The organism is Desulfovibrio sp. 1214_IL3152 (assembly GCF_036763055.1).
Lineage (GTDB): Bacteria > Desulfobacterota > Desulfovibrionia > Desulfovibrionales > Desulfovibrionaceae > Desulfovibrio.
The window spans coordinates 1-3970 of record NZ_JBAIYW010000629.1; the positions used below are offsets into that span (position 1 = coordinate 1).

Consider the following 3970-nt stretch of genomic DNA (forward strand, 5'->3'; position numbering starts at 1 on the left):
GCCCGTGGTGGCCTACAAGGGCGGCGAGGTCATCCGTTCGGGCGAAGACGGGGCTTCAGGCATTGTTGTGGATATCCGGCAGGATGACGGCATGACCGCCCGTTACGCCCACCTTGAAAAAACACTGGCGCGCAAGGGGCAGAAGGTGGAAAAGGGCGAAAAAATTGGTCTCGTGGGCTGCACGGGACGCACCACCGGGGCGCATCTGCATTTTGGCCTGCGTGATGCGGCAGGCAAACTTGTGGACCCCCTGCCCTTTCTGTCCAGAGCTGAGGATGTTCTGCGCCCGGATCCCGACGCCATCCCGGAGGAGCTTACGCCGCAAACCTGTGGCCCTGTGATGCGGGGCCGGCATGGACGCCCCGTACGGCCCGGCCGCAGCCTGAAAGATCTGGAAAACTACAGCCCGCCGCCTATTCCGGGCTGGGGAGAAAAATCTTCCCTGTGATGCTGCCTGCTGCCCGCACAACATGCAGGCGCAAGTAGCAGGCGCACGAACTGCGGCAACGAAAACTACCAGATAGGCCCCGGCTACAGTATCCCTGCGCCGTGCCATGCGGAAGCAGCAAAAAAGCGGCATGGATAAGCGGGAGCAGGGGGCCGCTTGCAGCGGCGCACGAATTTTCGCCATGCCCCGCCGCCAGCACAGGTCATGAGAAAAGGCTTACTTTTGGGACTTTTTTTCCGTTACCGGCTCCGGCGTTTTCGGCAGGCAGCCCGGCCGGGCTTCACCAGAAGGGGCGCACAGCCAGAAAAGGCCCGCAAGCAGCAGAAGCTGCACCACAAACAGGGTGGGATCGCGGTCCAGCAGGGCCGCAGCGCACACAAGACATGATCCGGCACACAGGAAAAGCCTGCGACGCAGCAACAGCCCAAGAAGCTGAACAGCCACTCCCAGGGCCAGCAGCAGTCCCCATGTCCAAAAAAAGGCGCTGTCCGGCGGCAGCCAGATCACCGGCTGGCCCGCCGCCACAACGCCCAAACTGTTTTCCGGAGCGGCAAGCATGCCCTCAACAGGCAAGACAGATGCGCCGCCCGCCACAGCCTAGTCCCACACCAACGCGCACCACTCGCCGTCCAACACGCGCCGGGGTTTGGGCAGACACTGGGCAGTATAGGCAGCCTCCACGCTGTCGGCCTGGATTTCCAGCAGCCCTGAAAGCACAAGGCACGCACCGGGCTTGCACGCCTGCACAATAAGCGGAGCAAGCTCAATGAGAGGCCGGGCCAGAATGTTCGCCAGCACAAGATCATAGGTTTTACCCGGTACGGCATCTATGCTGCCCTGCCTCACAGCAAATTCTTCTACCTGATTGAGAGCGCGGTTTTCCAGAGCGTTGTCCACAGCAAGGGAATCAATGTCCAGCCCTTCGCCCCGCAAGCCGCTTTTGCAGCAGGCAATGCCGAGCACCCCGGACCCTGTGCCGAGGTCAAGAAACGTTTCGCCGGGGGATACCCGACCCGCGTCCAGGAGGTCGCTCAGCACCATGAGGCACAGGGCGGTGGTGGCGTGATGACCTGTCCCGAAGGCGCTTTTAGGCTCAATAAGCACCTTGACGCGGTCGGAAAAATCCTCACTGTCCGCCAGCCAGGGAGGCAGTACAACAAAGCGCCGTCCGCAGGGTACAGGAGTAAAAAACTGCTTCCACGCGGCCACCCAGTCCTGTGCTTCCAGACTTTGCACCGTGCACGTGGCCCCGGGCAGGCGTGCCTCAAAAGCGCTGCGCAGGTTTTGGATAAAATCGGCGTTTTCACAGTGTACACGAAAACGGCTTTCGCCGGTGGGCAGGCTTTCTTCTTCCCACCCGAAAGGCACTTCCAAAGTCAACAGGCCAAGGGCCTGATCATAGGCGTCTTCACCCACAATAATCTCAAGCTGAAAAATCTTCTTCATAATTGCGTCTCTTTTGCTGTAACAGACCGAAAAGTCAGGCCAGCATGCCAGATTTTTTTCCTGTGGTCGAGGGCGGTACAAACGGCAGGGCCGCAGCGTTTTCCCTCTTTGTGCGGGCTGAATGCCGCACCTGGCCCGGCGCGCGCCTTCACGGCAGATTGCACATTGCCATGCACGAAGATTCTTAGTAAAAAGATAATTTGCACTCCGCCAACAGAGCATGCTCACGTTGAAATGCCTGCGTGACGGCGAAATATCTTTGCTGTCTTCGGTCCGTAACATTTTTCGTTGTCACGGACGAAGCACGTTTGCCCTGCAAGCATGGCCTGGCCGCCCGTTTTCAACATGGGCAGGCCCCAGGATGAATGCCCGGCCAACCGCACATGCGGTGCGCAGCTCATGACACGGATTTTACAGAAATCCGCGCGGAGCAGATGGACATTTTCAGTATTGCCCTGCTCTAATCTTCGTTTTTTAAGGAAAATACATGCCGACAAGCACGGAAGAACTCGACAATATTCTCGCCGTGATCCGCGCCGATTTTGATGTGGATTTCGAGCCGTTGCAGGTTGATGAAAACCCCCTGCATATTTTATCCATCAATAACATGCAGTCGCATCTCGACAAGCTGCTGCAAAAGCGTGCCATCCGTGATCCGCTCAAAGACCTGCCCCTGTGGGCCAAGGTCTGGCCCGGCTCTTTCGTGCTTGGCCGCCTGCTGCGCAAGTATGATCCGCAGGGCAAGAGCCTGCTGGAGCTGGGCGCGGGCTGCGGGGTGCTCAGCCTTGTGGCCGCCCGCTACGGCTTCAGCCGTGTGGTGGCCAGCGACGTGGTGGATGAGGCCCTGCGATTTGCCAGGGCCAACGTGCTGCGCAATAATCTTCAGGACATCATCGAGGTCGCCCGTGTTGATGTGACAACTCCGGGGCGCGATCCGCGCTTTGCCGGGGGATTTGACCTTATGGCCGCCTCGGAAATCCTTTACCTTGACGATCTGCACAGACCTCTGGTGAAATTTGTGGACCGTCACCTGGCCCCCGGCGGCAAGGCCCTGTTCTGCACAGACATGGCCCGCGCCAAACCGCATTTTGCCAAGCTGGCGGCAAAAACATTCAAGGTCATCGAGGGCCGCGTCGGCGTCAAAGCCAGCGACGACAACGGCGAAGAGCAACGCCGCATATACAGCATCCTGATTTTGGAGCGCCCATGAACACACATCTGCCCCGCATACATCTGGCCCCCTGCCCCAAGGGCTATACCCGCGACCTGGACAAAACCATGAGCCCGCCGCAAACCATCGCCCGGGTGCGCCAGCGGCTGACCGTGGCCGACCTGGACATCCTGGCCGACACCAAAAGAGTGGATGTGGGCCGACTGGGCATTCCGGTTTTTCTCAGCATATGCGGGGCTGACGCCCGGCGTATAATGCCCACGCGCAAGCAGATGGGCAAAGGCTCGTCTCCCGAGCAGGCCGAAGCGTCTGCCCTTATGGAACTTATGGAACGCTATGCGTTCTTCAATTTTTGGCAGGCACGGCCCCATATGGAACGGGCCACGTGGAGCGAAGCCGAAGAGCGCTTCGGCAGCGCCCTGATTCCGCTTGCTGAAATGCTGCGCTCCGTCAGTGAAGACCTTGATGAAAACAAGGCCCGCCGCGTGCTGGACCTTATAAGCTGGAATTTTTACCCCGCCACGCGCCTGCCCGACGAAGCCACGGTGTGGCTGCCGCTGGACTGGTTCAAGCTGCTGGGCGAATTCAACGGAACCTCTGCGGGCAACAGCCCTGAAGAGTCGCTTCTTCAGGGGCTGAGCGAACTGATAGAGCGCCATGTGTGCTGCCTTGTCGATCGCGGGCATCTCGCCACGCCCACCATTGAGACCGCCAACTGCAAGGATCCGGTGCTCCGTCAGTTGATAGATGCCTTTGCGCGCGAAGGCGTCCGTCTGGTGCTCAAGGATTTCTCCCTCGGCATGCCCCTGCCCACGGTGGCCGCCATTGCCTGGGACCCGGCCACCCTCGGCCAGAGTTCCGAAATCGTGTTCACAGCAGGCACTGCGGCATCCCCGGCCAAGGCC

Annotated in this window: 5 protein-coding genes; 3 read left to right on the forward strand and 2 right to left on the reverse strand. The window is 59.9% G+C overall.

Annotated features, from left to right (window positions below; translation table 11 throughout):
* Window positions 1-448 (forward strand): M23 family metallopeptidase (locus V6C07_RS13100; RefSeq protein ID WP_333536918.1); only part of this gene is annotated, 448 nt, incomplete at its 5' end.
* Between the two features lie 216 nt (window positions 449-664).
* On the opposite strand, the gene V6C07_RS13105 is transcribed toward V6C07_RS13100, so the two are convergent.
* Window positions 665-1042, reverse strand: coding sequence for a hypothetical protein (locus tag V6C07_RS13105; protein WP_333536919.1), 378 nt, complete (start codon window positions 1040-1042; stop codon window positions 665-667).
* A gap of 3 nt (window positions 1043-1045) precedes the next feature.
* Complete coding sequence (locus V6C07_RS13110) at window positions 1046-1894, reverse strand: 50S ribosomal protein L11 methyltransferase (protein WP_333536920.1); 849 nt, start codon at window positions 1892-1894, stop codon at window positions 1046-1048.
* A gap of 487 nt (window positions 1895-2381) precedes the next feature.
* Between V6C07_RS13110 and V6C07_RS13115 the strand changes: the two genes are divergently transcribed.
* Both V6C07_RS13115 and V6C07_RS13120 read left to right on the forward strand, forming a co-directional pair.
* Window positions 2382-3104, forward strand: coding sequence for a class I SAM-dependent methyltransferase (locus tag V6C07_RS13115; RefSeq protein WP_333536921.1), 723 nt, complete (start codon window positions 2382-2384; stop codon window positions 3102-3104).
* Window positions 3101-3970, forward strand: an 870-nt coding sequence (locus V6C07_RS13120) for a YcaO-like family protein (RefSeq protein ID WP_333536922.1), incomplete at its 3' end; no start/stop codon positions are given. The genes V6C07_RS13115 and V6C07_RS13120, both read left to right, overlap by 4 nt.

Coding starts and splice junctions, on each gene's coding strand:
- V6C07_RS13115 (WP_333536921.1), top strand. CDS start 2,382: ATGCCGACAAGCACGGAAGAACTCGACAATATTCTCGCCGTGATCCGC.
- V6C07_RS13110 (WP_333536920.1), bottom strand. CDS start 1,894: ATGAAGAAGATTTTTCAGCTTGAGATTATTGTGGGTGAAGACGCCTAT.